The following is a 22,095-nucleotide window of genomic DNA, read 5'->3' as shown; positions in this document are numbered from 1 at the left end:
GGCGGGGCAGACGGGAGTGTTCCCGGGGAGTGCGTTGGATGCTGCGTTTCATCTTTCGGCTGGCGGCCATGGTTGCGTTGTCGATTTCTGTCATCATGGCGGTGATCGACACCACGCGCTCTGTCGCGGCGTCGGCGCTGGTCATGACGCCGCTCAACGCAAGCTGGCTGGCGGTATCGCCCGACACGCGCGCCGCGTTCGAGACCTATGTGCGCGCCAAGGCCAGTCCGCTGGTCTGGGACGGGATCATCGCCTGGGTGCTCGGCCAGCCGGGATTCGCCGTGTTCGCGGTATTGGCGTTCCTGCTCTACGCCCTCGGCTACCGCCGGCGGCGCCACGAATTCGCCCCGACCAACTGACGCGGACTCCGCCCGAAACGGTCGGCCTTCACGCTTTTTCCAACAGGTCAAAATTCCACGTGAATTTTGTTTCGGGCCGTGCCAGATTGGCCGCGAGCGGGAGGGGCATACACTTCCTGCCTGACGTCGCATGCCTGCCGGAGAACCGGGCAGGGTGTGCGGTGCAACGGAAAATAACCGACAGGGTGTGGATCACATGAAACGTATCGTTCTCGGCCTCCTGGCCGCAACCGCAATGGTTCTCCCGGCCTTCGCCGCGGATGTCCAGCCGGCCATCCTCTACGATCTCGGCGGCAAGTTCGACAAATCCTTCAACGAGGCTGCCTATAACGGCGCCGAGAAATTCAAGAAGGAAACCGGCGTCGCTTATGTCGAATTCGAAGTCTCCAACGCTTCGCAGCGCGAGCAGGCGCTGCGCCGCTTCGCCGAGGACGGCCGCAACCCGATCGTGATGGCCGGCTTTGCCTGGGAAGATGCGCTGAAGAAGGTCGCGGCCGAATATACCGACCTCAACTTCGCCATCATCGACGATGCCGTCGACCTGCCCAATGTCCGCTCGCTGGTGTTCAAGGAGAACGAAGGCTCCTACCTCGTCGGCATTCTGGCTGCGATGGCGTCGAAGTCGAAGAAGGTCGGCTTCGTCGGCGGCATGGACATCCCGCTGATCCGCAAGTTCGAATGTGGTTATGTCGGCGGCGCCAAGTCTGCCGGGGCCACCGAGGTCATCCAGAACATGACCGGCGATACCCCGGCCGCCTGGAACGACCCCGCCAAGGGCGGCGAGATCGCCAAGACCCAGATCGATCAGGGCGCGGACGTCGTCTATGCCGCGGCCGGCGGCACCGGCGTCGGCGTGCTGCAGGCGGCCGCGGATGCCGGCAAGCTCGGCATCGGCGTCGACTCCAACCAGAACGGCCTGCAGCCCGGCAAGGTGCTGACCTCGATGCTGAAGCGCGTGGACGTTGCCGTCTACACGGCTTTCATGGACGGCAAGAACGGGACCTTCAAAGGCGGCGTCGAAAATCTCGGCCTGAAGGAAGGCGGTGTCGACTACGCCATGGACGACAACAACAAGGCGCTGGTGACGGACGAGATGAAGGCGGCGGTCGAAAAGGCCAAGGCCGACATTATCGCCGGCAAGGTCCAGGTGCACGATTACACCACCGACAACAACTGCCCATATTGATCGGCAACTGAACGAGGCTTCTTAGACCGCCGGGCTTTTTGCCCGGCGGTTTGTTTTTGGGACCAGCATCATGCAACCGATTATCGAAGTCATGAGGGAGCGCGATGTCGAGACGATCGCCAAGCTGCGCCTGGCCGCCTTCTTTGAAGGCACCGGGCGGACGCTCGCAGAGGATATGGCGGGACTTCGCGGGCTGATCGCAGGCGACGGGTTCGAGGCGGCTGTCGTCGCCCGCCTCGGCGGCTCGCCGATCGGAAGTTGCCTCTTCGTCCGCAACGAGATCGACCCGGCGCATGATCTGACGCCGTGGCTCGCCGGGCTTGTTGTTGACGAGGCGTATCGAGGGCAGGGCGTTGGCACGGCGCTGGTCAGGGCCATAGAAGGCCACGCCGCGTCGGCCGGCGTTAACCGGCTCTATCTCTACACCTGGCAGGCACGATCTTTCTACGAAGCGCTTGGCTGGACTGCCACGGAAGCTTTCGAGCAGGAGGGCGAGCCGATGCTTTTGATGTCGTGCGCCCTATAGCGTGCCGGCGAGATAGCCCAGCGCGAAGGCGGCCGCCAGGGCGAGCGCGATAGCCAGGCCGAGCCGGCCGCCAAGGGAATGCAGGCCGACGCCATAAGGCTTGCGCTCGATCTTGTTGATCACGATCGGCTGCGGCTTCGCATCGCCCTTGTCCAGCCCGGCAAACCGCATTTGCGGCAATTCGCCAAGCCGGCGCTGCACAAGCTGCCAGCGCTCATCCGAAGCCGTGGCCGACGCTCCCTGTGGCTCCAAAGCACGCATGCGCTCGGCAAGCCGCAGCACCGCGTCGCGAAAGGCGGGATCGATCTCTAGGTCGCGCTCGGCGCGAGCACGCTCCCGTTCGTCCATCAGGCCGAAGACATAGTCGCCGGCCCTTGCGATGCGGTCTCCTTCACCGGCCATGACCGTTCTCCTCGAACTCGCTCGCTGACCCCGCAGGCTCAGTAGTGCGGCGGCTTGGTCACCGGCACGTCGGGAGCGGCCTGCTCCTCCAGGGCCAGGAACCGATCGGTAAGGGCGGCGAGCTTGCGTTCCATGCGCTCGATCACCGTCCACTGCTCGGCGATCTGGCCGGACAGTTCCTCGATCGTCTTTTCCTGCTCGGCGGCGCGGATTTCCAGCGTCGTCAGCCGATCGTCAGGCATCGTCATCATCCCGGTCTCTGTGAATGTGAAGCTCCCGGCCACCTTCGAAATTGACAAGCGCGGGGGGATTTGTCGAGAGTGAATGGCGTTCCGGCCAATTGGCACGGGCGGGGCATCATGCTAGGCATTTTGACCAAGCGATAAAAAAATAACGAGTGGGACAGGCTGCATGGCGCAAGCCGCAATCGAGCTCATAGGCATCAACAAGAGTTTTGGCGCCGTGCGCGCCAACCGCGACATCAACCTGGAAGTCACGCGCGGCACCATCCATGGCATTGTCGGGGAGAACGGCGCAGGCAAATCGACGCTGATGTCGATCCTCTATGGCTTCTACCAGGCCGACAGCGGCGAAATCCGCGTGGCGGGCAAGCCGGTGTCGATCAACACCCCAAACGACGCGATAGCGCTCGGCATCGGCATGGTGCACCAACATTTCATGCTGGTCGACAATTTCACGGTGCTGGAGAACGTCATCCTCGGCGCCGAGACCGACGCGCTGTTGAAGAGCAGCATCGCCAAGGCGCGCTCCGAGCTCGAACGGCTGGAGCGCGAATACGGCCTCGAGGTCGATCCCGACGCCATCATCGAGGAATTGCCGGTCGGCCTGCAGCAGCGCGTCGAGATCCTCAAGGCGCTCTATCGCGGCGCCGAGATCCTGATCCTCGACGAGCCGACAGGGGTTCTGACGCCAGCCGAGGCCGACCATCTGTTCCGCATCCTCAAGCAGCTGAAGGAACAGGGAAAAACGGTGGTGCTGATCACCCACAAGCTGCGCGAGATCATGGCCGTTACCGACACGGTCTCGGTCATGCGCCAGGGGACCATGGTGGCGACCAGGGTGACCAGGGAAACGACGGTCGGCGAGTTGGCCGAACTGATGGTCGGCCGGCGCGTGCTGTTGCGGGTGGAGAAGGGCCAGTCGGAGGCCGGTGCGACAAAACTCTCGGTCAAGAACCTGACGGTCAAGGATTCACGCGGCGTCACCATGGTCGACGACGTCTCCTTCGACGTGCGCGGCGGCGAGATCGTCGGCATCGCCGGCGTGGCCGGCAACGGCCAGTCGGAGCTGCTTGAGGCGATCTCCGGCATCCGGCACGCCGTCTCGGGCGAGGTCATGCTCGACGGCAAGCCAATCGACCTGACCGGCAAGGCCGATCCCGGCGAATTGCGCGACCGCGGTCTCGCCCATGTGCCGGAAGACCGCCACCATGTCGGGCTGGTGCTCGCCTTCGAGGAGCACGAGAACTCGATCCTCGGCTATCACGACGACGAGCGCTATCTCAAGGGACCGTTCCTCAACGTCGATGCCATCATGGCCGACGCGAAGGACAAGATCGAGAAATACGACATCCGGCCCGGCAATCCGCGGCTGAAGACCGCAAACTTCTCCGGCGGCAACCAGCAGAAGATCGTGCTGGCCAGGGAGATGGAGCAGGATCCCGGCGTGCTGATCGTCGGCCAGCCGACGCGCGGCGTCGACGTCGGCGCCATCGAATTCATCCACAAGCGGCTGATCGTCATGCGCGATCAGGGCAAGGCGGTGCTGGTCGTGTCGGTCGAGCTCGACGAGATCCGCTCGCTGTCCGACCGCATCCTGGTGATGTTCGCCGGCCGCATCGTCGGCGAACGCGGACCGGAAGCGACGGAAGGCGAGCTTGGCCTCTTGATGGCCGGTGTCGAGCACCAGGAGGCCGCCGAATGAGCACGCCTTACGCCAAGTTGCCGGCCTGGGCCGATTATGGGTTGATTCCGTTGATCAACCTGTCGGTTGCCTTCATCGTCGCGGGCTTCGTCGTCATGCTGGTCGGCGAAAATCCGTTCCGCGCCGCCGTCATCCTGGTCGAAGGCGCTTTCGGCAAGGGCACAGGCATCGCCTTCACCTTGTTCTATGCCACGACCTTCATCTTCACCGGGCTGTCGGTGGCGGTGGCGGCGCATTGCAGCCTGTTCAACATCGGCACCGAAGGCCAGGCCTATATCGGCGGCCTCGGCATCGCGCTCGTCTGCCTGAGCTTCGACAGCGTCCTGCCCTGGTGGGTGATCTTTCCGATGGCGATCGTCGCCGCGGCGGCGTTCGGCGCGCTCTGGGGTTTCCTCCCGGCCTACCTGCAGGCCAAGCGTGGCTCGCACATCGTCATCACCACTATCATGTTCAACTTCATTGCCGCCTCGGTGATGGTGTATCTACTGGTCGGTCCGCTGAAGCCGGTCGGATCGCAGGCCCCGCAGACACGCAATTTCCTGGCCGGCGCGGAATTGCCGAAGCTCAACTGGATGATCGAATTGTTCGGCGCCAAGATCCGCTCGGCGCCGCTCAACATCTGCTTCCTGCTGGCGCTGGCGATGGCGTTCCTGGTCTGGCTGCTGATCTGGCGCACCAAGCTCGGCTACGAGATGCGCACCTACGGCCATAGTCCGAAAGCGGCGCGCTATGCCGGCATTTCGGAAACCCGCATCATCCTCACCGCGATGATGATCTCGGGTGCGTTGGCCGGCATGATGGCGCTCAACCCCGTGATGGGCGACCAGCACAATGTGGCGATCGATTTCGTCTCGGGCGCCGGCTATGTCGGCATCGCGGTCGCGCTGATGGGCAGGCTGCATCCGGTCGGCATCGTGCTGGCGGCGATCCTGTTCGGCATGCTCTACCAGGGCGGGGCCGAGCTTGCCTTCGAGATGCCGGCGATCAGCCGCGACATGATCGTCATCATTCAAGGGTTGGTCATCCTCTTCGCCGGCGCGCTGGAGCATATGTTCAGGCCCTATATCCAGGCGCTGTTTGCATCGGTCAGCCCGAAATCGGTCGGCATGCAGGCGGTCAAGGGGAAGGGGGCCTGATATGGACAGTTTCAACGCGATCGTCCAGGTTCTGGATTCCACCATCCGCCTGTCGGTGCCGCTGCTGCTTGCCTGTCTTGCCGGCCTCTATTCAGAGCGGGCCGGCATCTTCGATATCGGTCTCGAAGGCAAGATGCTGGTCGGCGCCTTCGCCGGCGCTGCAGCGGCATCGGTCTTCCATTCGGCCTTTATCGGTCTCGGCACCGCCGTCCTGATCTCGGTCGCCTTCGCCATGGTGCACGGTTTCGCCTCGATCACGCATCGCGGCAACCAGATCGTCTCCGGAGTCGCCATCAACTTCGTCGCCGCCGGCTCGACCATCATCCTCGGCCAGGCCTGGTTCGAGCAGGGCGGCCGCACGCCGGCGCTGCAGCCGGGCGAGCGCTTCGAGGCGATCGTGTGGCCCGGCGCCGAAGCCGTTCGCGACGTGCCGATCCTCGGGCCCGTTTATGCCGAGCTGATCTCCGGGCATTCGATCCTGGTCTACTTCGCCTTCGCGATGGTGCCGTTCACCTGGTGGGTGCTGTTCCGCACCCGCTTCGGTCTCCGGATGCGCGCCGTGGGCGAAAACCCGGCCGCCGTCGACACCGCCGGCATTTCGGTCGCCTGGCTGCGCTACCGGGCGCTGATCTGCACCGGTATCCTTACCGGCGTCGCCGGCGCATATCTCTCCATGGTCCAGAATGGCGGCTTCGTGAAGGACATGACCGCGGGCAAGGGCTATATCGCGCTTGCCGCGCTGATCTTCGCCAAATGGAAGCCGGTCAACGCGATGTTCGCCTGCCTGCTGTTCGGCTTCCTCGACGCGGCATCGATCCGCTTGCAGGGCTCGCCGCTGCCGATCCTCGGGAAAGTGCCGGTGCAGTTCATGCAGGCGCTGCCCTATGTACTCACCGTCATCCTGCTCGCCGGCTTCATCGGCAAGGCGATACCGCCGCGCGCCGGCGGCGTGCCCTATGTCAAGGAACGCTGAGGCTCGGGCAGTCTCGGCAACCGGCAATTTGAACAAGATCGTGGGAGAGAAAAAGGAAATGTCGCATGATCTGTTCGAAGCGGCCAGGACGGCGATGGCCAAGGCCTATGCGCCCTATTCCAAGTTTCCCGTAGGCGCCGCGCTGCGCACCGAGGACGGTCGCGTCTTCACCGGCGCCAACATCGAGGTGGCGTCCTATCCGGAAGGCTGGTGTGCCGAGACCACCGCGCTCGGCCACTACATCATGGGCGGCGGCGGCAAGATCACCGAGATCGCGGTGATCGCCGAGCGCATGGCCAAATGCTCGCCCTGCGGCGGCTGCCGGCAGCGGCTGGCGGAATTCTGCCGGCCGGAGACGAAACTCTATCTCTGCGACAACACCGGCGTGGCCGAGACGGTCACCATGGGCGATATGCTGCCTTACGGCTTCAGGGGCGATATCCTGAAATGAAGGAAGCGCTGGATCATCTGGTCGAGAAACTGGACGGGCTGGCCCCGACCGCGGCGCTTGTGCTGGGCTCCGGCCTCGGTGGGCTGGTCGACCAGGTGGAGGACGCAAGGCGCATCCCCTATGCCGAACTGCCGGGCTTCCCGCGCAGCGGCGTCTCCGGCCACGCCGGCGAGGTGGTGGCAGGGCGTTTCGCCGGCACGCCGGTGCTGATGCTTTCCGGGCGCGCGCACTATTACGAGCACGGCAATGCCGCCGCCATGCGCCCGGCACTCGAGGTGCTTGCCGGCATCGGCATCTCGCATCTCATCCTCACCAACGCCGCCGGTTCGGTCGATCCCAAGATGGGACCGGGCTCGGTGATGATGATTACCGATCACATCAACTTCTCCGGCTCCAATCCGCTGATCGGAGAGCCGAGCGACCGCCGCTTCGTTGGCCTCACCGAGGCCTATGATGCCGGCTTGCGCAAGGCGATCGAGACGGCGGCGAAGGAGACCGGCACCGCGCTCCACCAAGGCGTCTACATGTGGTTTTCCGGACCATGTTTCGAGACGCCGGCCGAAATCCGCACGGCGCGCGTCATGGGCGCCAACGCGGTCGGCATGTCGACCGTGCCCGAAGTGATCCTGGCCCGCTTCCTCGGCCTCAAGGTCGCTGCCTGCTCGGTCATCACCAACCTTGCGGCAGGCATGACCGGGGCGGAACTCTCGCACCAGGAAACCAAGGACATGGCGCCGGTCGGCGGCGCGCGGCTGGCGACGATCCTGCGGCGCGTCTTCGAGGAAGGTTTGCCGGAAAGCTGATGCTCCCGCAGGAAATCATTCGGCGCAAGCGTGACGGCCACAAGCTCTCGATGCCCGAGATTGCGACCTTCATCGAGGGGATCACGGCCGGCACGCTCTCGGAGGGCCAGATCGGCGCCTTTGCCATGGCGGTGTTCCTCAAAGGCATGAGTCGCGAGGAAGCAGTGGCGCTGACGCTCGCGATGCGCGATTCTGGTGACGTGCTCGACTGGTCCGATTTGCCGGGACCGGTCACTGACAAGCATTCGACGGGCGGTGTCGGCGACAATGTCTCGCTGATGCTGGCGCCGATCGTCGCGGCCTGCGGCGCTTATGTGCCGATGATCTCTGGCCGCGGGCTTGGCCATACCGGCGGCACGCTGGACAAGATGGATGCCATTCCCGGTTACGTCAGCCGGCCGGATTTGGCGCGGTTCCGCAGGACGGTGCTCGAGACGGGCTGCGCCATCATCGGCCAGACCGCCGACCTGGCGCCGGCCGATCGCCGGCTCTACGCCATCCGCGACGTGACGGGCACAGTGGAATCGGTGCCGCTGATAACGGCTTCGATCCTGTCGAAGAAGCTTGCCGCCGGGCTCGGCTCGCTTGTGCTCGACGTCAAGGTCGGCAACGGCGCCTTCATGGAGAAGTCGCGCGATGCGGCCGCACTTGCGAACAGCCTGGTCGAGGTCGCCAATGGCGCCGGTCTGAAGGCTTCGGCACTGGTGACCGGCATGAACGAGCCGCTGGCCTCGGCAGCGGGCAATGCGGTCGAGGTGAAGAACGCGGTAGACTTTCTCACCGGCCGCTTCCGCGACCGCCGGCTGGAGGACGTCACGCTGGCGCTTGCCGCCGAGATGCTGCAATCGGCGGGAATTGTCTCGTCCAACCAGGACGGGATCAGGCGCGCGGCCGAGACGCTTGCCGGCGGCCGCGCGGCGGCGGTGTTCGCACGCATGGTGACGGCGCTCGGCGGCCCCGCCGACTTCGTCGAGAATCCGGAGAAATATCTGCCAAAGGCGGCAGTGGAATCGGCGGTCAAAGCGGCCGAGGACGGCTTCGTCACCGGGATCGCGACGCGCGAGATCGGGCTCGCCGTCGTTGCGCTGGGCGGCGGGCGCGTCCGTCCGGATGACAAGATCGATCATTCCGTCGGCCTCACCCGGCTGCTGCCTGTGGGCGCGGAGGTGCATGCGGGCGAGGCGCTGGCGCTGGTCCATGCGCGGACCGAGGCCGACGCCGAGGCTGCCGCCGTCGCGGTGCGCGCCGCCTATACGGTCGGTCACTCGAAGCCGACCGCAGAAAAGACGGTGCTCAGGCGGATACTGCCTCTGTAAAATCGCGCCTATTGAACGAGCAACAGCGCGCCGTCCTGCACTTCGTATTTCTGCAGCCGCTGCAGGAAGCTCATGCCGATCAGGTTGGTTTGCAGCGCTCGATCGTCGAGCACCACCGCCTGGACGTTGTCGAGGGAAATCTTGCCGATCTGCAGCCGGTCGACGGTGACCACGGCGGCCTTGATGGCGCCGTTCGCCGTGTTCACCTGTTGAGTGAAATCCGACTGGTTGAGCGAGATGCCGATCCGGCGCGCCGTCGATATGTTGATCGCGACCAGCGTCGCGCCGGTGTCGATCATGCCGTCTATCTGACGGCCGTTGAACTTGAAGGCGGAAGTGAAATGGCCGCGCTGGTCGGCATTGACCAGCACCTGGCGGCCGAGCGGCATCGGCGTCGCCGGCCTGGCTGGAACCGAAGCGAGATTGACGTCCGGCTGAGCCTCAGGCGGCGCCGGCTTCGAAGCAAACGCCGATCTCAGCAGGGTTTCCACCATCTGCGGGTTCGACTGATAGACGATCGGAATCGATGCCGAGCTTCCGACAAAGACGCCAAGGAGAAGAAGCTTGCGCAGCATGGATCGACCTTCGTGAAGGGTCGATCCTTAAGCCGACATGGTGTTTTCGGCTTTAACGCGCGCCGGAACCACGGCGTTTCGTAAACGAGCGGTTAAGAAAAGATCTCACTTGGTTCCGTACATGCGGTCGCCGGCGTCGCCGAGGCCAGGCATGATGTAACCCTTGTCGTTCAACTGGCGGTCGATCGAAGCGGTGAAGATCGGGACATCCGGATGCGCTTTGGTGAAGCGCTCGATGCCTTCGGGTGCCGCCAGCAGGCAAAGGAAGCGGATGTTGGTGGCGCCGCGCCCCTTCAGCTTGTCGATCGCCGCGATCGCGGAATTGGCGGTCGCAAGCATCGGATCGACCACGATCACCAGACGGTCGGCAAGGTCGCTCGGCGCCTTGAAGAAATATTCGATCGCGTCGAGCGTCTCATGGTCGCGGTAAAGGCCTATATGGGCGACGCGCGCCGCCGGCACCAGATCGAGCAGGCCTTCGAGCAGGCCATTGCCGGCCCGCAGCACGGAGGCGAAAACCAGCTTCTTGCCCTCCAGCGTCGGCGCTTCCATCTCCTCGATCGGGGTCTCGATCGTGGTGGTCGTCAGTTCGAGGTTGCGGGTCACCTCGTAGCCGAGAAGCAGGGAGATCTCGCGCAGCAGCCGCCTGAAGCCTGCCGTCGAGGTCTCCTTCTTGCGCATGATGGTCAACTTGTGCTGGACAAGGGGGTGGTCGACGACGGTGACGCCCTGCATGGTCTTCTCCAGTGAATGGTGAGTAGTGAATAGTGAATAGTGAGCCGGTTTGCGAGTCCTGATGGGCCGATGATTGGTTGGCACGCTGAAGCCGCAGGCAAACGTTCACCATTCACCATTCACCGGCCTTTGGGGTCGAGCCGGCTCATCAGCATCGCCTTGGTCTTCCGGTCGACGAAGGCCGCCTCGATGGCCGTCCTCGTGACGGCGGTAAGCGCCTTGTCGTCCATCGCGAAATGCTCGGCGGCGATATCGTATTCGCGCTTCAGCGAGGTCCAGAAATAGGGCGGGTCGTCGGAATTGAGCGTCACCTTGCAGCCGGCCGCGCGCAACGCCGGAAAAGGATGCGTGGCGAAACTATCGAACACCTTGAGCGCGATGTTGGAGCCGGGGCAGCATTCCAGCACCACGCCCTCGGCGGCGATGCGGCGAACGAGGTCCGGGTTCTCGATGGCGCGCACGCCATGGCCGATCCGCGATGGGCGGATATGGTCGAGCGCTGCCGCCACGCTTTCCCAGCCCATCAATTCTCCGGCGTGGATGGTGATGCCGAGGCCGGCCTCGCGCGCGATCTCGAACGCACGGACGTAGTCCTCGAAATCGCCGATGCGCTCGTCGCCGGCGACGCCGAAGCCGGTGACCAGCGGATGGCCGCAGCGCGCCGCAAAGCGCGCCGCCTGCTCGATCGCCTCGACGCCGACGTGGCGTACGCCGGTGACGATCATGCGCCCCTCGATGCCGGTCCTCGCCTTGGCGCGGGCCATGCCTTCGCCCAGCGCATCCGTATAGGCCTTGGGCGAAAGCCCGGCCTTTTTCGCGTGATCCGGCGACGTGAAGACCTCGGAATAGATGGCGCCGTCGCGGGCGAGGCTGGTGAGATAATGATCGGTTAGACGGGCGTAATCCTCCTCGGTGCGGAACAGGTCGGAAGCAAAATCATAGGCGGCGAGGAAAGACGTGAAATCGTGCCAGACGAAAGAGCCGTTCTGGATGTAGGGCGAAGGGTCCTTGCCGTATTTGCGGGCCTGGCTGACGACGAGGTCGGGCGCCGCTGCCCCTTCGATGTGGCAGTGCAATTCGGCTTTCAAGATCATGCGGCCATCCCGTGCGGTATTCTTCTGTCGTGGCGCCGATTCCGGGTAGAAAATCGTGGCAAACTCTTCCCCGACCCGTTCTGAAAGCGCGGCCGAAAACCGCGCCTTGGACAATAGCGCCCGCCCCATCGATCGGCTATGGTCCCGCCGGTTTTATGGCGGATCGAAATAATGTCAGTTGAGAGAACCACGGCCGCGGGCGGCATGGAAACCTCCTATGGTTTCAGGAAGGTTGGCGAGGGCGACAAGCAGTCGCTCGTCAATGACGTCTTTCACAAGGTGGCCAATCGATACGACCTGATGAACGATCTGATGTCGGGTGGGTTGCACCGGCTGTGGAAGGACGCGATGGTCGCGTGGCTCAACCCCCCGAAGCGGCCGGGCTGGAAGGTGCTCGACGTCGCCGGCGGCACCGGCGACATCGCCTTTCGCATCATCGAGGCAAGCCAGCGCCATGCGCATGCCACGGTGCTCGACATCAACGGCTCAATGCTCGACGTCGGCCGCGACAGGGCCGAAAAGAAAGGCCTCTCGGAAAACACCGATTTCGTCGAGGCCAATGCCGAAGCGCTGCCGTTCGAGGACGGAACGTTCGATGCGTATACGATCGCGTTCGGCATCCGCAACGTGCCGCGCATCGATGTGGCGCTGAGCGAAGCTTTTCGTGTGCTGAAGCGCGGCGGGCGCTTCCTATGCCTGGAGTTTTCCGAGGTCGACATGCCGCTGCTCGACAAGGCGTACGAGGCTTGGTCGTTCAACGCCATCCCCAAAATCGGCAGGGCGGTGACCGGCGACGACGAGCCCTATTCCTATCTGGTCGAATCGATCCGCAAGTTCCCCAACCAGCAGAACTTCGCCGCGATGATTGGTCGGGCCGGCTTCGATCGGGTCACTTTCCGCAACTATTCGGGGGGCATCGCGGCGCTCCATTCGGGCTGGAAGCTTTGAGGCAGGGCGTCCGATGACCAGCGTTGGCGCCGGCTTCCGGCTCGCCAGGGCCGGCTGGGTGCTGGTCCGCGAGGGCGTCGTCGCGGCGCTGCCCGGCGAAGAGCTTTCCGGTATGCCGAAGCTCGGCTGGCGGCTGGCGCGCGTGCTCACTCGCCGCCGCGCCCGAAGCCATCTGCGCGGCGACCGGCTGGCGCAGGCGGTGGTGCGGCTGGGGCCATCCTATGTGAAGCTCGGCCAGTTCCTCGCCACGCGGCCCGACGTCGTCGGCAACGACATGGCGGTCGACCTTGCGCTGCTGCAGGACAAGATGCACACCTTTCCGAGGGCGGAAGCGGTCGCGGCGATCGAAGCCTCGCTCGGGCGCAGGATCGAGGATCTCTACGCAACCTTCGGCGAGCCGGTCGCGGCGGCATCGATCGCCCAGGTGCACGGCGCCGAAGTCGTTCGCGACGGAAAGGCTTCACGGGTCGCGGTGAAGGTCATCCGCCCCGGCGTGCGCCATCGCTTCTTCCAGGATCTCGAGAGCTACTTCCTCGCCGCCCGCCTGCAGGAGAAGTACATCCCTTCCTCGCGCCGCCTGCGGCCGATCGAGGTGACCCAGACGCTGGCGCAGACCACCAAGGTCGAGATGGACATGCGGCTCGAAGCGGCCGCGTTTTCCGAGCTCGCTGAGAACACCAAGGATGATCCGGGCTTCCGCGTGCCGGCGGTCGATTGGGAGCGGACCGGCCGAGACGTGATCACCATGGAGTGGATCGACGGCGTCAAGATGAACGATCTGACCGGCCTTGCTGCCGCCGGTCACGACCTCAAGGCGATCGCAGCCAATCTCGTTCAGTCCTTCCTCAGGCATACGCTGCGCGACGGCTTCTTCCATGCCGACATGCATCCGGGCAACCTGTTCGTCGAACCGGACGGCACCATCGTTGCCGTCGATCTCGGCATCGCCGGCAGACTCGGCAAGAAGGAGCGGCGTTTTCTGGCCGAGATCCTCTACGGCTTCATCGTGCGCGACTACCGGCGCGTCGCCGAGGTGCATTTCGAGGCCGGCTATGTGCCGCGTCAGCACAATGTCTCGGCCTTCGCGCAGGCGATCCGCGCCATCGGCGAGCCGATCCACGGCCAGTCGGCCGACACGATCTCGATGGCCAAGCTTCTGACGCTGCTGTTCGAGGTCACCGACCTCTTCGACATGGCGACGCGGACCGAGCTGGTGCTTTTGCAAAAGACCATGGTGGTGGTCGAAGGCGTGGCCCGCACGCTCGATCCGGCGTTCAACATGTGGAAGACTTCGGAGCCGGTGGTCAGTGACTGGATCGCGGGCAATCTCGGCCCGCGCGGCGTGCTCTCGGACGCGCGGGACGCCGGCAAGGCCCTGGTCTCGCTGGCGAGGCAGGCGCCGGACATTGCGGTTCGCACCGAGCGGCTGTCGCGTGAGATCGACCTGATGGCGGAGCACGGCCTGCGCTTCGACGAGGCGACCGCGCGCGCGATCGGCAAGGCGGAGGCGCGCTACACCCGCTCCGGCCGCGTGGCGCTGTGGATCATTGCGCTGACGCTGATTTACATCGCGTGGCGGATTTTCTGACCGCCCGCCGCCTTGCTGCGGTTTGATTGCATTGCTATCATTGCCGGCGCTAGTTTGAAGCGGGTGCAATCAGATGGCCAGCATCACGATCCGCAACCTTGACGATGGAGTTAAGGACCTGCTGCGCCAATTGGCTGCCGAAAATGGCTGCTCGATGGAGGAGCAGGCCCGGGCGATGATCAGGGCGGCGGTTGAGGGCCGGGCAGGACAAGGCGACCGCATCGACCAGATCGAGAAGGCGTTGCGCGCGCTGACCGGCCCCGGCCAGCAAGCACCGCCTATCGCCGACATGCCCGGCAGGCCGTCAGTTCGCGGAACGCTCTCCGGCAAGCGCGTCCTTCTCGTCATCGGCGGCGGGATCGCCGCCTACAAATCGCTCGATTTGATCCGGCGCCTGCGCGAGCGCGGCGCTTCTGTCCGGGTGGTAATGACATCAGCTGCGCAGGAATTCGTCACCACGCTGTCCGTCGGCGCGCTTTCGGCCGACCATGTTTTCACCGAACTCTTCGACCGCAATGACGAGCACGATGTCGGCCACATAAGGCTGTCGCGCGAGGCCGATCTGCTGGTCGTGGCGCCGGCCACCGCCGACCTGATGGCGAAGCTCGCCAACGGCCATGCCAATGATCTTGCCTCGACGGTGCTGCTTGCGACCGACAAGAAAGTGCTGATGGCGCCGGCGATGAATCCGAAGATGTGGTCGCATCCGGCGACGCGGCGCAACCGGGCGACCTTGCAGAAGGATGGCATCGCCTTTGTCGGGCCGGCCAAGGGCGAGATGGCGGAAAGCAACGAGGCGGGCGAAGGCCGCATGGCCGAGCCGCTGGAAGTCGTGGCCGCGATCGAGGCGATGCTCGACGAGAAGCCGCAGCCGCTTGCGGGCCGCAAGATCATCGTCACCTCGGGGCCGACGCATGAGCCGATCGATCCGGTGCGCTACATCGCCAACCGTTCGTCCGGCAAGCAGGGCCATGCTATCGCGGCGGCACTGGCGAAGCTCGGCGCCGATGTCCGGCTCGTGTCCGGTCCGGTCAACATCGCCGATCCGGCCGGGGTGAAGACCACGCATGTGGAAACAGCGGCCGAGATGAAGGAAGCGGTCGAGAACCTTCTGCCGGCGGACGCGGCTGTTTTCGTCGCGGCCGTCGCCGACTGGCGCACCGCGAATGCCGCCGGTGAAAAGATCAAGAAGGTGGCAGGGAAGGGCCCGCCGTCGCTCAAGATGGTCGAGAACCCCGACATCCTGGCGGGCGTCGGTCATCATGCGCAGAGGCCCGGTCTTGTCGTCGGCTTTGCCGCCGAGACGCAGGACCTCATCGGCAACGCCGAGGCCAAGCTCAGGAAGAAGGGCGCCGATCTCATCGTCGCGAACGACGTCTCGCATGGGAGCGGCATCGGCCCTTCCGGCGTGATGGGCGGCGATCGCAACAAGGTGCGCATCGTCTCGCGCACGGGCGTCGAGGAGTGGCCGGAGATGGGCAAGGACGAGGTGGCGACACGGCTCGCCGCATCGATTGCCGAGCGGCTGAAAACGACAGTGGTTTAGCTGGCCGCTGCCTGCGGTCGCATTGGCGGCAGCGCGATCCGCAGCGCGGCGATGCAGCCGAGGATCCCAAGCGGCACGAAGGCGAGGAAGAGCCAGCCGGCCACGCCTGCAGCCGCGTCACGATTGAGGCCTTGCGAGAAGCCGCTGGCGTTGGCCACAATGCCGGCAACGGCCGCGCCCACCGCGTAGCCGATCCGCTGCATGGTCGGCACGGCGGCAGAAGCGATCGTCTGCTCGCCGTCACGGGCCGAAGCGACGATGACGCGCGTCAGGAACGGCCAGCAGACGCCGAAGCCGCCACCCTGCAGCAGAGCGCAGAGCAGGATCAGCGGGATCGAACCTGCGGGGATGGCATAGGCGAAACCGGCAAGACCGGAGGCGATCATCAGCGCGCCGACGACGATGATCAGTCTTTCGCGCTCCAGCGGCGCATTGGCGATGAGGATCGACAGGATCGACCAGGCGATGGATTCGGCAGCGATGATATAGCCGGTGGTCAGGATTGGGATGCCGTGCAGCGTGGTGAGCAGCAGCGGCCCGTAAATGGTGAACGTGCAGGTCGCTACCGAGAAGGCCGCAACCATCGTCATGCCTGAGCCAAGCGGCGAGCGCCATGAGAACAAAGGTGCCGGAAACAGGCGCGAGCGCGGCCTGCGGGCATCGATGCGGAAGAAAAGCGCCAGGCCGATCAGCCCGAGGGCCAGCAGCAGCGACGAGCGCAGCAGGGCGATGTCGATGCCGGCGGCAGCGATCAGCACGACGGCGATGGCGAGACAGGCAAGCGCCGGATAGGGAAAGGGCGGCGCCGTGCCGCTGCCCGCCTGCGGCCTCGTCGCCTCCGGCGTGTCCAGCACGATAAAACTCGCCAGCGCCATCGCCGCGCCGCCGACAGTGAAGACGCCAAAGGCCCAGCGCCATGACAGGAACTCGGTCATAACAGCGCCGAGCATCGGTCCGCTGAAGGCGGCGACGCCCCAGATCGCCGACATGATGCCGAAGAGCTGCGGCCAGATGTTGCGCGGAAAGAGACGCTCGACCGAAACGAAGGCGAGCGACACCAGCGCGCCGCCGCCAAGTCCCTCGACCAGCCGCCCGGCGAGGAAGAACGGCATGGAGGGTGCCGCCGCGCAGATCAGCGCGCCTGCCGCGTAGAGTAGGGCGGCGACCATCATGTTGGAGCGCAGCGCGACATAGCTCGCCAGCCGCCCGGCCGCGGCACCAGCGACGATGGCGCCGAGCTCATAGATCGCCAGCGACCAGCCAACGAGCTGCACGCCGGCCAGCTCGCCGACCATGGCCGGCATCACCGTCGCCACCATAGTCTCATTGGTGGCATGCAGCAGGATGCCGAGACTGACGAAGCAGAAACGCGCCAGGTCGCCGCTTGCCCACAGCGCTCGCCAGTCCACCTTGTTGCCGGCCACCTTGCCGCCGCCTGCTGCCGTCACGTCGATCTCCCGCTTGTTTTCCGCAACCTCATCCGCATTGCGAACGAAGCGCCAGATCCAGTTCGGCAGGGCTTGTAGAACCTCAAGCGCAGTTGAGCTCAAGAGGCTTTTTCGGCGATGTCAGCGAGCAGCGCGCCAAAAATTCGGCCCGGAACGAGCGTCCCGGGCCGTATCGGTGCTAACTGATTTGAAATTTCACTTATAGGAGTGGACGAGGTCCAGCGAAGCCACGGCAACAGCGAGGTTGACGCCGGTCTGTGCCTGGACGCTCAGCGGCTCGAGCATGAAGGCGCCGTCGAGACCACCGACCAAAAGATTGGCGCCGCCGCCGGTCACGACGCTCGCCTCCGCGTTGACGCCGTAATAGCTGCCGGCGAGATCGCCCGCGTCATGGTGGCGGGTGGCGGCGAGAACCGCCCAGACAAGCTGACCTTGATGCGTCCGGCCGATGTCGACGCCAAGCTTGGAGATCATGCCCGTATAGAGCTCGGCCGGACCGTGATGATAGGGGCGGAAGACGCAGGACACGCCCTTGTTGGAGGTGATGACGTAACCGGTGCCCCCGTCGATGGTGCAATCGAGCGTGCCGAGCCGGATCGTGCCGGCGCTGACCGGAGAAGCGAGGACCGTGGCGGCAAGCGCGGCGGCGGCACAGGCAAGTGTCTTGATCATCGGAAATGTCCTTTCGCAACAAACGGCCCCGGTTAAACGGTCGAGGTGCGAGGAGCGTTCCGCCCAAAACTTGGCGCGAGCATGGCGAGCCAAAGCATCGCCGTTGGCGGCTGACGGCCACATCGGCGTGTCAGCGCCGCAATAGACCCATCGCGGGCGACCGGACCCCCGGGCGGCCTTAGCTTCCGATCAGCTGGCGCCGGCCGAGGTGCGCGACAGGCCGTCCTTGGCGGGTTGGTAGTTCGGGTCGAGGTGGACAGCCTCGCGGTAGGACTTGGCCGCCCTTTCCTTGTCGCCGCGTCGCTCGTAGATCAGCGCCTGGTTGGCCCAGGCCTCGGCGTTCTTGCCGTCGAGCTTGATGGCCATGTTGAAGTCGGCGAAGGCGTTGTCCTCGTCATTCATGGCGAGATAGGACAGGCCGCGGCCGTTGTAGGGCTCGGCTGCGTCCGGCGCCAGCGAGATGGCGGTCGAGAAATCCTCGATGGCGAACTTGTGCTGGCCCTGGCTCTGATAGATCAGGCCGCGATTGTGGTAGGCGCGGGCGTCGGTCGTGTCGAGTTGGATCGCCTTCTGGAAATCGTTGAACGCGTCGTTGACGCGGCCGGCCTTGCGATAGAGATTGCCGCGGCCGATATAGGCGGCGTCGTAATTGGCGTTGATCTGGATCGAGCGGTTATAGTCGGCAAGCGCTGCTTGCTGGTTGCCGAGGAAACGCTGGATGAGCGCCCGGTTCGAATAGGCCTGATAGAAGTTCGGATTGAGCTGGATGGCGGTGTCGAAATCCTTGAGCGCCGCCTGGTACTGGCCGCCGCGGCCATAGGCCGAGCCGCGCACATTGTAGCCCTCGGGATCCTGAGGATTGCGCTGGATGACAGCCGACAGCGAGGAGATGTTCTCGGTCGAGCCTTGCGCCTTGTCGATATTGTTGAACTCCCCCGTCGGGGCGGTCTGGCATGCTGCAAGGGTCAGGCCCGAAAGCAGGGCCGCCGTCAGGGCGAAGCCGCGAAAAGCGGTTCTGCGCTCCACGGTAATTGCGTTCATCTCAGTCCTCACTGGCGCCGCGCCGTCAGGTCCGTTCCCTCTCCGAACCGGCTCGAACGCATAAACAAAAAGGTGGCGGCGATTCCGCATCGCGCCACCCTCGGTATCCTTCGAAAAGGACGAAAAATTGACGGTATCAGCGCGGCGAACGCGATGCGCCGGCAGCACCAGCCGGAGCCGGGCGCGGGGTCATCGGCAGCAGGCCTTCGCGCTGGGCGCGCTTACGGGCCAGCTTGCGGGCGCGGCGGACGGCTTCCGCCTTCTCGCGGGCACGCTTCTCGGACGGCTTTTCGTAGTGACCGCGCATCTTCATTTCGCGGAAAATACCTTCGCGCTGCATCTTCTTCTTCAGCGCGCGAAGCGCCTGATCAACGTTGTTGTCGCGGACGAGTACCTGCACGTGCAATCCTGTCTTCGGGTTTGAAATCTCAGGCAAGCAGCCCATAGCCGCATGCCTCCGCAGTGACCTGCACCGCGAATTGTGCCGGCTGATAGCAGAATCAGGCCGTGCTGTCCACCGTTGATTGCAGGAAACCACGATCGGAAGCCCGAGCGCCGTGCCTTGCCGGTCTGAGCCTTAGGCGGTCGCCAGATGCAGACGGGCGAAATCCTCAAAGAATTCGCCATAGTCGCAAGTGATTTCCTCGCCGGCCGCGATATCCCGGGTCGCTGTGGCGCCACCGTATTGGGAGAAATCCGTGTTCGGCCGCTCGGAATGGTTCATGAAGCGGCCATTGTCGACCTCATATACCATGAAACCCGGCTTGTCCGGGCTCGGATAGGCGTAGCGGTCGAGCAATTCCTTGAGATGCGGCGGCGCCTTCTCGTATTTCTGCATCGGGATCAGCCGGTCGAAATCGGGATCGAGCCGCCAGATGGAGGCGCCTTTCCTGACCGGCTCGGCGGCGAAAACACCGACGCCTTCGATAGCGCTCTGGGCGACATAGGTTCTGATCAGCAGCATCGTTCCGATCCGTTTTCGACGGGAAACCAAATCGTCAAAACGGACCGGAATGCAAGGCCCCGTCGCGCTATTTCAGCGGATGAGCATGGCTGCCGACGTCACGTCCGATTGATCGAGACGCCACCATCGGCAAACAGCGCCGCGCCGGTGGTGAAGCTTGAGGCGTCCGAGGCAAGGTAGAGCGCTGAGCGGGCGATCTCCTCGGGCCGGGCCACACGCTTCAAGGCATGCAGGTTTTCGACGAATGTCCGCGACTCCGGCGTCTTGAACGTCGCTGCGGGCGTGTCGGTGCCGCCGGGCAGCAGCGCGTTGACGCGCAGCCCTTTCGGGCCGTATTCGGCGGCCAGCACCTGCGTCAGCCCGATCAGCCCCGCCTTGGCGGCGGCATAGGCGGCCATGCCCGGCATGCCGGCGGTATAGCCGACGAAGCTCGAGGTGAAGATCAGCGAGCCGCCGCCGCGCTCCAGCATCGCCGGGATCTGGTGCCTGGCGGCGAGGAAGGCGCTGGTCAAATTGGTGTCGATCGTGTCGTGCCAAGTCGCCGGCGCCATCTCCGGAACCTGCGCCATCAAGCCGACGGCGCCGGCATTGTTGAAGGCAATGTCGAGGCCGCCGAAGCTTTCGACTGCAAGCTCGACCAGAGCCCTGGCATAGGCTTCGTCTCGGACATCGCCGGCGAGTGCAATTGCGGTTCCACCGGCCGTCTCGATTTCGCCGACGAGTGCATCGAGTTCGGCCCGGCGGCGCGCCGCGACGACGAGACTGGCGCCCTGCTCGGCGAACAGACTGGCCGTAGCGCGGCCGATGCCGGAACCGGCGCCGGTGACGATGGCGACCTTTTCGGTGAGTGCGAACATTTCACATCCTTTCTCTATGCCGGTCCAGCCGGTGGTGGGATGCTTGGTCGCAAATCGGCATTTCGGCAGCCACCCGAAAGCTGACTTGCCGATCGGAATGCAAGTTGTCGGGCATGCGCCGCGCAGCCGCGGCGCAAAACGGCAAGCGCCGTCGCAAACAGCGCAAGGGTGGCTACGCGCTTTCGCTAGTGATACACCACGCGCGCCGGGGATGCCCGGCCGAGATCCGCGATTTTTGGCGCGAGGCTGAACGTGAAGAAATACTCCGTATTCGCCATTGCCCGCGAGGCGATGCGCGGCCACAAGGGCTGGGAAGAGCAATGGACCTCACCCGAGCCGAAGAAGGAATACGACGTCATCATCGTCGGCGCCGGCGGCCACGGCCTGGCCACCGCCTATTATCTGGCGACCGAGCACGGCATCACCAATGTCGCGGTGCTGGAAAAGGGCTGGCTCGGCGGCGGCAACACCGGTCGCAACACCACCATCATCCGCTCCAACTATCTCTATGACGAAAGCGCCGGCATCTACGACCATGCGCTGAAGTTGTGGGACGGACTGAGCCAGGAGCTCAACTACAACGTCATGTATTCGGCGCGCGGCGTCATGATGCTCGCGCACAATGTGCATGACGTTCAGGTGTTCAAGCGCCACATCCATGCCAACCGCCTCAACGGCATCGACAATGAGTGGCTGACGCCGGAACAGGCGAAGGAGTTCTGTCCGCCGCTCAACATTTCCAAGGAGGCCCGCTATCCGGTCATGGGTGCCGCGCTGCAGCGCCGCGGCGGCACGGCCCGCCACGATGCGGTCGCCTGGGGTTATGCGCGCGGCGCCTCGGCGCGCGGCGTGCACATCATCCAGAACTGCGAGGTCACCGGCGTCAAGCGTGCGGCCAACGGCGCGGTCACCGGCGTCGAGACGACGCGCGGCTTCATCGGCGCCAAGAAGGTCGGCGTCGTCGCTGCCGGCCATTCGTCGGTCATCATGGATATGGCCGGCGTGCGCATGCCGTTGGAGAGTTATCCGTTGCAGGCGCTGGTCTCGGAGCCGGTCAAGCCGGTGGTGCCATGCGTCATCATGTCGAACACGGTGCACGCCTATATCTCGCAGTCGGACAAGGGCGAGCTGGTCATCGGCGCCGGCACCGACCAGTATATCTCCTATTCGCAAACCGGCGGCCTGCACATCCTGCAGCACACGCTCGACGCCATCTGCGAAATGTTCCCGATCTTCACCCGCATGAAGATGCTGCGCTCCTGGGGCGGCATCGTCGACGTGACCCCCGATCGCTCGCCGATACTGGCTAAGACGCCGGTCAAGGGCCTCTATGTCAATTGCGGCTGGGGCACGGGGGGCTTCAAGGCGACGCCAGGTTCGGGCAACGTCTTTGCCCACACCATCGCCAGGGACGACCCGCACCCTATCAACGCGCCCTTCACGCTCGAGCGCTTCCGCACCGGTCGTCTCATCGACGAAGCGGCGGCGGCGGCGGTGGCGCATTGATGATGGCCGAGATGGCCTGCCAGAA

The 22,095-nt window shown here is 64.7% G+C and carries 24 protein-coding genes; 13 read left to right on the top strand and 11 right to left on the bottom strand.

Annotated elements, in window-relative coordinates:
- The first annotated feature begins 38 nt into the window (after positions 1-38).
- The 3 genes from P9228_RS13895 to P9228_RS13885 all read left to right on the top strand — a co-directional run bounded on the left by P9228_RS13895 (position 39) and on the right by P9228_RS13885 (position 2,071).
- Positions 39-359, top strand: a complete 321-nt coding sequence (locus tag P9228_RS13895; protein WP_067002648.1) for a hypothetical protein — start codon at positions 39-41, stop codon at positions 357-359.
- 196 nt (positions 360-555) lie between these two features.
- Positions 556-1,545, top strand: a complete 990-nt coding sequence (locus tag P9228_RS13890) for a BMP family ABC transporter substrate-binding protein (RefSeq protein ID WP_067325733.1) — start codon at positions 556-558, stop codon at positions 1,543-1,545.
- Positions 1,546-1,615: 70 nt separating this feature from the next.
- Positions 1,616-2,071, top strand: coding sequence for a GNAT family N-acetyltransferase (locus P9228_RS13885; RefSeq protein ID WP_278053913.1), 456 nt, complete (start codon positions 1,616-1,618; stop codon positions 2,069-2,071).
- Here the strand turns inward: P9228_RS13885 and P9228_RS13880 are convergent.
- Positions 2,066-2,473: a hypothetical protein gene (locus tag P9228_RS13880; protein ID WP_095778792.1), complete on the bottom strand. Its 408-nt coding sequence runs from the start codon at positions 2,471-2,473 to the stop codon at positions 2,066-2,068. The genes P9228_RS13885 and P9228_RS13880 overlap by 6 nt on opposite strands.
- 38 nt (positions 2,474-2,511) lie before the next feature.
- Positions 2,512-2,721 (bottom strand): SlyX family protein, encoded by a 210-nt coding sequence (locus tag P9228_RS13875; RefSeq protein WP_095826868.1) that lies wholly within the window; start codon positions 2,719-2,721, stop codon positions 2,512-2,514.
- 163 nt (positions 2,722-2,884) lie between these two features.
- Between P9228_RS13875 and P9228_RS13870 the strand changes: the two genes are divergently transcribed.
- Genes P9228_RS13870 through deoA form a run of 6 tightly spaced genes read left to right on the top strand, consistent with a single transcriptional unit; the run spans position 2,885 to position 9,096 of the window.
- A complete protein-coding gene (locus tag P9228_RS13870) occupies positions 2,885-4,417 on the top strand; it encodes an ABC transporter ATP-binding protein (protein ID WP_278053911.1) in 1,533 nt (510 codons plus the stop codon).
- The gene (locus P9228_RS13865) at positions 4,414-5,553 is read left to right on the top strand and encodes an ABC transporter permease (RefSeq protein WP_278053910.1); all 1,140 of its coding nucleotides are present in this window, start codon (positions 4,414-4,416) and stop codon (positions 5,551-5,553) included. Before P9228_RS13870 ends, P9228_RS13865 begins: the two co-directional genes overlap by 4 nt.
- A 1-nt stretch (position 5,554) precedes the next feature.
- Positions 5,555-6,526, top strand: coding sequence for an ABC transporter permease (locus P9228_RS13860; RefSeq protein ID WP_067002635.1), 972 nt, complete (start codon positions 5,555-5,557; stop codon positions 6,524-6,526).
- A 58-nt stretch (positions 6,527-6,584) separates the two neighbouring features.
- Positions 6,585-6,977 (top strand): cytidine deaminase, encoded by a 393-nt coding sequence (cdd, locus tag P9228_RS13855; protein ID WP_067002633.1) that lies wholly within the window; start codon positions 6,585-6,587, stop codon positions 6,975-6,977.
- Positions 6,974-7,780 (top strand): purine-nucleoside phosphorylase, encoded by an 807-nt coding sequence (locus P9228_RS13850; RefSeq protein WP_278053908.1) that lies wholly within the window; start codon positions 6,974-6,976, stop codon positions 7,778-7,780. Before cdd ends, P9228_RS13850 begins: the two co-directional genes overlap by 4 nt.
- Positions 7,780-9,096 (top strand): thymidine phosphorylase, encoded by a 1,317-nt coding sequence (gene deoA / locus P9228_RS13845; protein WP_067325762.1) that lies wholly within the window; start codon positions 7,780-7,782, stop codon positions 9,094-9,096. The genes P9228_RS13850 and deoA overlap by 1 nt, the downstream gene beginning before the upstream one ends.
- Positions 9,097-9,104: 8 nt before the next feature.
- Here the strand turns inward: deoA and P9228_RS13840 are convergent, their stop codons facing one another.
- The 3 genes from P9228_RS13840 to P9228_RS13830 form a co-directional block, all read right to left on the bottom strand.
- Positions 9,105-9,671: a TIGR02281 family clan AA aspartic protease gene (locus P9228_RS13840; RefSeq protein WP_095800516.1), complete on the bottom strand. Its 567-nt coding sequence runs from the start codon at positions 9,669-9,671 to the stop codon at positions 9,105-9,107.
- 105 nt (positions 9,672-9,776) lie between these two features.
- Positions 9,777-10,406: a uracil phosphoribosyltransferase gene (upp, locus tag P9228_RS13835; protein ID WP_127246109.1), complete on the bottom strand. Its 630-nt coding sequence runs from the start codon at positions 10,404-10,406 to the stop codon at positions 9,777-9,779.
- A gap of 119 nt (positions 10,407-10,525) precedes the next feature.
- Positions 10,526-11,500: an adenosine deaminase gene (locus P9228_RS13830; protein WP_095826745.1), complete on the bottom strand. Its 975-nt coding sequence runs from the start codon at positions 11,498-11,500 to the stop codon at positions 10,526-10,528.
- A gap of 171 nt (positions 11,501-11,671) precedes the next feature.
- Between P9228_RS13830 and ubiE the strand changes: the two genes are divergently transcribed.
- From ubiE to coaBC, 3 genes are all read left to right on the top strand, one after another.
- Entirely contained in the window at positions 11,672-12,448 is a 777-nt protein-coding gene (gene ubiE / locus P9228_RS13825; RefSeq protein ID WP_127325050.1) for a bifunctional demethylmenaquinone methyltransferase/2-methoxy-6-polyprenyl-1,4-benzoquinol methylase UbiE, read from the top strand.
- A 13-nt stretch (positions 12,449-12,461) separates the two neighbouring features.
- Complete coding sequence (gene ubiB, locus P9228_RS13820) at positions 12,462-14,036, top strand: 2-polyprenylphenol 6-hydroxylase (protein WP_278053906.1); 1,575 nt, start codon at positions 12,462-12,464, stop codon at positions 14,034-14,036.
- A 73-nt stretch (positions 14,037-14,109) separates the two neighbouring features.
- Positions 14,110-15,582: a bifunctional phosphopantothenoylcysteine decarboxylase/phosphopantothenate--cysteine ligase CoaBC gene (coaBC, locus tag P9228_RS13815; protein ID WP_278053905.1), complete on the top strand. Its 1,473-nt coding sequence runs from the start codon at positions 14,110-14,112 to the stop codon at positions 15,580-15,582.
- Here coaBC and P9228_RS13810 read toward each other — a convergent pair.
- The 6 genes from P9228_RS13810 to P9228_RS13785 all read right to left on the bottom strand — a co-directional run bounded on the left by P9228_RS13810 (position 15,579) and on the right by P9228_RS13785 (position 20,564).
- The gene (locus tag P9228_RS13810; RefSeq protein WP_278054078.1) at positions 15,579-17,006 is read right to left on the bottom strand and encodes an MFS transporter; all 1,428 of its coding nucleotides are present in this window, start codon (positions 17,004-17,006) and stop codon (positions 15,579-15,581) included. The two genes, coaBC and P9228_RS13810, sit on opposite strands and share 4 nt — an antisense overlap.
- A 219-nt stretch (positions 17,007-17,225) precedes the next feature.
- Positions 17,226-17,702 (bottom strand): DUF992 domain-containing protein, encoded by a 477-nt coding sequence (locus P9228_RS13805; protein ID WP_095823451.1) that lies wholly within the window; start codon positions 17,700-17,702, stop codon positions 17,226-17,228.
- A gap of 189 nt (positions 17,703-17,891) precedes the next feature.
- On the bottom strand, positions 17,892-18,743 hold the full coding sequence (locus P9228_RS13800; protein WP_067002613.1) for a tetratricopeptide repeat protein: 852 nt from the start codon (positions 18,741-18,743) through the stop codon (positions 17,892-17,894).
- Between the two features lie 136 nt (positions 18,744-18,879).
- Positions 18,880-19,143, bottom strand: coding sequence for a 30S ribosomal protein S21 (rpsU, locus tag P9228_RS13795; RefSeq protein ID WP_040969057.1), 264 nt, complete (start codon positions 19,141-19,143; stop codon positions 18,880-18,882).
- A gap of 177 nt (positions 19,144-19,320) precedes the next feature.
- Positions 19,321-19,707 (bottom strand): SET domain-containing protein-lysine N-methyltransferase, encoded by a 387-nt coding sequence (locus P9228_RS13790; RefSeq protein ID WP_278053904.1) that lies wholly within the window; start codon positions 19,705-19,707, stop codon positions 19,321-19,323.
- 98 nt (positions 19,708-19,805) lie between these two features.
- Complete coding sequence (locus tag P9228_RS13785) at positions 19,806-20,564, bottom strand: SDR family oxidoreductase (RefSeq protein WP_278053903.1); 759 nt, start codon at positions 20,562-20,564, stop codon at positions 19,806-19,808.
- A gap of 252 nt (positions 20,565-20,816) precedes the next feature.
- Here P9228_RS13785 and P9228_RS13780 point away from each other — a divergent pair, with 252 nt between their 5' ends.
- A complete protein-coding gene (locus tag P9228_RS13780; protein ID WP_067002609.1) occupies positions 20,817-22,070 on the top strand; it encodes a sarcosine oxidase subunit beta in 1,254 nt (417 codons plus the stop codon).
- Positions 22,071-22,095 lie beyond the last annotated feature (25 nt).

Origin of the sequence: Mesorhizobium sp. WSM4898 (assembly GCF_029625845.1) — a bacterium.
GTDB lineage: Bacteria > Pseudomonadota > Alphaproteobacteria > Rhizobiales > Rhizobiaceae > Mesorhizobium.
Note: the sequence above shows the minus strand (reverse complement) of the source record. Positions and strands in the feature narration are given on the sequence as shown.

What these genes read in the sequence shown, in the direction of transcription:
- P9228_RS13895 (WP_067002648.1), top strand. Translation starts at nt 39, where the DNA reads ATGCTGCGTTTCATCTTTCGGCTGGCGGCCATGGTTGCGTTGTCGATT.
- P9228_RS13890 (WP_067325733.1), top strand. Translation starts at nt 556, where the DNA reads ATGAAACGTATCGTTCTCGGCCTCCTGGCCGCAACCGCAATGGTTCTC.
- P9228_RS13885 (WP_278053913.1), top strand. Translation starts at nt 1,616, where the DNA reads ATGCAACCGATTATCGAAGTCATGAGGGAGCGCGATGTCGAGACGATC.
- P9228_RS13880 (WP_095778792.1), bottom strand. Translation starts at nt 2,473, where the DNA reads ATGGCCGGTGAAGGAGACCGCATCGCAAGGGCCGGCGACTATGTCTTC.
- P9228_RS13875 (WP_095826868.1), bottom strand. Translation starts at nt 2,721, where the DNA reads ATGACGATGCCTGACGATCGGCTGACGACGCTGGAAATCCGCGCCGCC.
- P9228_RS13870 (WP_278053911.1), top strand. Translation starts at nt 2,885, where the DNA reads ATGGCGCAAGCCGCAATCGAGCTCATAGGCATCAACAAGAGTTTTGGC.
- P9228_RS13865 (WP_278053910.1), top strand. Translation starts at nt 4,414, where the DNA reads ATGAGCACGCCTTACGCCAAGTTGCCGGCCTGGGCCGATTATGGGTTG.
- P9228_RS13860 (WP_067002635.1), top strand. Translation starts at nt 5,555, where the DNA reads ATGGACAGTTTCAACGCGATCGTCCAGGTTCTGGATTCCACCATCCGC.
- cdd (WP_067002633.1), top strand. Translation starts at nt 6,585, where the DNA reads ATGTCGCATGATCTGTTCGAAGCGGCCAGGACGGCGATGGCCAAGGCC.
- P9228_RS13850 (WP_278053908.1), top strand. Translation starts at nt 6,974, where the DNA reads ATGAAGGAAGCGCTGGATCATCTGGTCGAGAAACTGGACGGGCTGGCC.
- deoA (WP_067325762.1), top strand. Translation starts at nt 7,780, where the DNA reads ATGCTCCCGCAGGAAATCATTCGGCGCAAGCGTGACGGCCACAAGCTC.
- P9228_RS13840 (WP_095800516.1), bottom strand. Translation starts at nt 9,671, where the DNA reads ATGCTGCGCAAGCTTCTTCTCCTTGGCGTCTTTGTCGGAAGCTCGGCA.
- upp (WP_127246109.1), bottom strand. Translation starts at nt 10,406, where the DNA reads ATGCAGGGCGTCACCGTCGTCGACCACCCCCTTGTCCAGCACAAGTTG.
- P9228_RS13830 (WP_095826745.1), bottom strand. Translation starts at nt 11,500, where the DNA reads ATGATCTTGAAAGCCGAATTGCACTGCCACATCGAAGGGGCAGCGGCG.
- ubiE (WP_127325050.1), top strand. Translation starts at nt 11,672, where the DNA reads ATGTCAGTTGAGAGAACCACGGCCGCGGGCGGCATGGAAACCTCCTAT.
- ubiB (WP_278053906.1), top strand. Translation starts at nt 12,462, where the DNA reads ATGACCAGCGTTGGCGCCGGCTTCCGGCTCGCCAGGGCCGGCTGGGTG.
- coaBC (WP_278053905.1), top strand. Translation starts at nt 14,110, where the DNA reads ATGGCCAGCATCACGATCCGCAACCTTGACGATGGAGTTAAGGACCTG.
- P9228_RS13805 (WP_095823451.1), bottom strand. Translation starts at nt 17,702, where the DNA reads ATGATCAAGACACTTGCCTGTGCCGCCGCCGCGCTTGCCGCCACGGTC.
- P9228_RS13800 (WP_067002613.1), bottom strand. Translation starts at nt 18,743, where the DNA reads ATGAACGCAATTACCGTGGAGCGCAGAACCGCTTTTCGCGGCTTCGCC.
- P9228_RS13790 (WP_278053904.1), bottom strand. Translation starts at nt 19,707, where the DNA reads ATGCTGCTGATCAGAACCTATGTCGCCCAGAGCGCTATCGAAGGCGTC.
- P9228_RS13785 (WP_278053903.1), bottom strand. Translation starts at nt 20,564, where the DNA reads ATGTTCGCACTCACCGAAAAGGTCGCCATCGTCACCGGCGCCGGTTCC.